The 3,641-nt window shown below is 66.9% G+C and carries 2 protein-coding genes and 2 pseudogenes; all 4 read left to right on the forward strand.

Translation table 11 applies throughout. The features are described 5' to 3' along the window. Nucleotides 1-90: pseudogene (locus SM450_RS30915) on the forward strand (IS5/IS1182 family transposase); the annotation flags it as partial. Between the two features lie 314 nt (nucleotides 91-404). Then, nucleotides 405-706: pseudogene (locus SM450_RS30920) on the forward strand (transposase); the annotation flags it as partial. 637 nt (nucleotides 707-1,343) lie between these two features. Further along, nucleotides 1,344-2,774 carry a group II intron reverse transcriptase/maturase gene (ltrA, locus tag SM450_RS30925; RefSeq protein ID WP_474623310.1) on the forward strand — a complete coding sequence of 477 codons (1,431 nt, stop codon included), beginning with the start codon at nucleotides 1,344-1,346 and terminating at the stop codon, nucleotides 2,772-2,774. A gap of 153 nt (nucleotides 2,775-2,927) precedes the next feature. Beyond that, a partial coding sequence (locus tag SM450_RS30930) for an IS3 family transposase (protein ID WP_474623311.1) occupies nucleotides 2,928-3,641 on the forward strand: 714 nt, incomplete at its 3' end.

A 3,641-nucleotide genomic window follows, 5' to 3' on the forward strand; every position in this document is an offset into this window, starting at 1 on the left:
AAGCTGCGCTGCTGCCCACGCCGGGCCACCGCGATCGTCCAAGCAATCCTCGTCCTGCACCACGTCGAAACCAACCGCTACGCAGGATGAAAATGGCTGTGAAGGTAGGTGTTGGCTGGCCTGGGGCTGGCTGGCAGGGTCAGCGTCATGATCGCGGCTGGGTGTGGCTCATGAAAATGGTGGCCCCACGAGGTGCTCTCAGTGAGATCTGCCCATCCGGTCCGCGGTCGGGCGCCGGCCCTGTCCCTCTCGGTGGCTTGATCAGAAGCTTGCCCGGTCCGTTGCAGCGGATCGTGGCTCATCACAGTCCTGCCTTGAGAGCGCACAGCCCGGGCCGACGCCGTCACGACGTCTGAACCGCCCCGGATCTTGTAGAGACTTCCCCGCTTGGGAAGGATCGAGAGATGGCAGGAACGAAGCCGTATCCGCAGGAGCTGCGCGAGCGGGCGGTGCGGATGGTCGCGGAGGTGCGGCCGAACTACGAGTCGGACTGGTCGGCGATCACCGCGGTGGCGGCTCGGTTGGGGATCGGCACGGCCGAGACGTTGCGCAAGTGGGTCCGTCAGGCGCAGGTCGACGACGGGCAGCGGCTCGGGGTCACGTCGGAGGAGTCGGCGGAGCTGAAGCGGCTGCGGCGGGAGAACGCCGAGTTGCGGCGGGCGAATGAGATCTTGAAGGCCGCTTCGGCTTTCTTCGCGGCCGAGCTGTGCGCCACGTAGCGCTGATTGATCGAGGAGGGTGAGAGACCTTTCCGCCGGGTCGTCGCAGCGACCTGGTTGAAGCCTGTGGGCAGCCTGATCTGCGCAATGGCGGTGAGGGTGGCAAGCGGCCCTGACGAAGGCGAGACGTGCCGGGACTGCCAGACGGTGCGGGCTCGCCGAGGCGAGGCCAGAAGGTGTAACGGAAGTGAACCAGTGTCTGACGCTCCGTAACAGCGAAGCCGGCTCCAATCTGGTGGATACGGGCCGGTGTGCAGCGCACCACCCCCCGGGCTGTTGGCCGTGGGGTGGACTCCGAAGCCGTTTAGCTCCAGCGGTGAGGAGGCCATGGTGAAGGTCTGCGGCGTAGCCGTGGCGATGCTGCCGGAGTAGAGCTGGGCGCCTCCCTGGCCGATCGATTGTTGGTGAACGTGGGAACCGACCGGCGTTCGCCCGGTGCCCGTCCGCCCAGGGCGCGGGCTGGGCAGGCGTGTTGCCGCTGATGGGTGCCGGTCGGGGCGGAGGCCTCGTAGTAGTCGCGGGCGTGACGACCCGCCGCCGGGGTCCGGGAGAGCCGGACACAGGGCGAAGGGGGCCAGCAAGACACGCAGTGCGGATACCGGAATGCCAGGAGGGATGTCGCCGGTGAACACCGACGATCCGGAGTTGGCCCTGTTGCGGGCTGAGGACCGGGTACTGGAGATCCAGACCAAGCTGCACCGTTGGGCTCGTGATGATCCTCATCGAGCGTTCGACGACCTGTTCAACCTCGTCACCGATCCTGCGTTCCTGCTGGTTGCGTGGGACCGGGTGCGGAGTAACAAGGGTGCCAAGACCGCCGGGGTGGACGGCCGAACAGCGTTGTCCGTCGTGCTGCGAGTCGGTGTCGAGGAGTTCCTCGACGGGCTGCGGGCCTCCTTGAAGGACCGGAGTTTCCGGCCGCTGCCGGTGCGGGAACGGATGATTCCGAAGCCGGGCGGGAAACTGCGCCGGTTGGGGATTGCCACGATCACCGACCGGGTGGTTCAAGCAGCCTTGAAGCTGGTGTTGGAGCCGATCTTCGAGGCGGATTTCCTCCCGTGTTCCTACGGGTTCCGCCCGGGACGCCGGGCTCATGACGCGGTGGCCGAGATCCGCTACCTGGCCACGAATCCACGCCGCTACGAGTGGATCGTGGAAGGTGACATCAAGGCCTGCTTCGACGAGATCGACCACACGGCCCTGATGGGTCGGGTGCGTGGCCGGATCGTCGACAAGCGCGTTCTGGGCCTGGTGAAGGCGTTCCTGAAGGCCGGGATCCTCGGCGAGGATCGCGAACTTCGGGAAACCAACGCCGGGACTCCGCAAGGGTCGATCTTGTCCCCGCTGCTCAGTAACGTCGCCTTGGCGGTGCTGGACGAGCACATCGCCCAACAGCCCGGAGGTCCGAACTCCAGCCCTGGCGTGAGGGCTGGGCGGCTGCGGCGGGGCCTACCGAACTTCAAGCTGGTCCGGTATGCCGACGACTGGTGCCTGATGATCAGAGGCAGCCAGTCCGACGCCGTGATGCTGCGGGATGAGATCGCCGGGGTGTTGTCGACGATGGGCTTGCGCCTGTCGCCCGATAAGACTCTGATCACCCACATCGACGAGGGCGTGGATTTCCTCGGGTGGCGCATCCAGCGTCATCGCAAGAAGGGAACCAATCGATACTTCATCTACACCTATCCGGCCAAGAAGTCGCTGAACGCGGTCATGGCCAAGGTGAAGACGCTGTGCCGGCAGGTCGAGGTGAACCAGCCAGTGGACGAGCTGATCCGACGGCTCAACCAGGCAGTTCGCGGCTGGTGCGCCTACTTCCGGCCCGGCGTGTCGTCCGCGACCTTCGCCTATCTCAGCCACTACCTGTGGCAGACGGTGTGGCGATGGCTGCGACGTAAACACCGCCGGTCCACCTGGAAGGAACTACGCCGTCAGTACTGCGGCGGCGGCTGGTGGCCGCGCGGGCAGCGGGAACTGTTCGACCCAGAGACGCTGGGCACTACCCGGTATCGCTACCGCGGATCGATCATCCCGTCGCCCTGGCCGGTCGCCTGACGAGGAACCACACGGAACAACGGGCCTTGTGGAGAGCCCGGTGCATTGAAAGGTGCACGCCGGGTTCGGGAAGCGGCCCGGGGAAACGGACCAGCCCTCACGGGCTGGCACCGCGCCCTGGGCCGACTTCACCGACCGGCCTACGACACGCTCGTGAGTTTCGTCGACGAGCATCGGGACCGCTTCGGCGGGGTCGAGCCGATCTGCCGCGTGCTGCGCCGGCACGGGTTGCAGATCACCCCGAGCGGCTTCTGGGCGGCGAAGAAGCGTCCGCCGTCGAAGCAGCAGGTGCGTGATGCGCAGCTGACGGAACTCATCCGGGAGATCCACTCGGCGAACTACGGCGTCTATGGAGCTCGCAAGGTCTGGCATGAGCTGCGCCGCCAGGGGCACCCGACGGCCCGGTGCACGGTCGAGCGGTTGATGCGTGTCGCCGGTCTGGCCGGTGTCGTGCGGGGCAAGAAGATCCGCACCACCACCGCTGATCCTGGGCATGAACGGGCCGCCGACCTGCTCAACCGGGACTTCACCGCCGCCCGGCCGAATCGGTGCTGGGTTGCGGACTTCACCCACGTCGCGGCCTGGTCCGGCGTTGTCTACGTGGCGTTCGTCGTCGACATCTACTCCAGGGCGATCGTGGGCTGGTCCGCGGCGACGAACAAGCGCACCCCGCTGGTCCTGGCCGCCCTGGACATGGGGTTGTGGCGCCGTGACCGCGCCGGCCAGCCGGTCGGGGCGGGCCTGGTCCATCACAGCGACGCGGGCAGTCAGGGCGGTTTCAACCGGTCGTCGCAACACCTTGATCGCGGAGGTGTGCATGGGCAGGAACACGAAGCTGGAGCAGGTGCCGGAAGGGGCGCGGAGGCA

The sequence above is a fragment of the Micromonospora marincola genome (assembly GCF_056150385.1).